A 279-nucleotide genomic window follows, 5' to 3' on the forward strand; every position below is an offset into this window, starting at 1 on the left:
GTATTGTAGATAAAATAAGCAAGCTAAATCCTAATGCGATATATTTAGAAATTTTTTGTCCATACACTACATACCCTTCCGCCATTTCCTTACTTACATAATAACCATTTTCCTTTTCATTACTTTGCTTGGCAGTTTCTTTTAATAAGTAATCAAGAGAGACTTCAAATACATTTCCAATCATTATTAACTTTTCAGTTTCAGGAAAACCTTGACCGTTTTCCCATTTACTAACTGCTTGCCTTGTCGTGTTTAGTTTCTCAGCTAACGCTTCTTGAG

General features: G+C 33.0%; 1 protein-coding gene. It reads right to left on the minus strand.

Annotated features, from left to right (window positions below):
* The coding region (locus JDS96_RS31055) for a helix-turn-helix domain-containing protein (RefSeq protein WP_199669153.1) at nucleotides 1-279 on the minus strand (279 nt) is incomplete at both ends.

It is taken from the genome of Bacillus cereus group sp. N21, from assembly GCF_016483395.1.
Lineage (GTDB): Bacteria > Bacillota > Bacilli > Bacillales > Bacillaceae_G > Bacillus_A > Bacillus_A pseudomycoides.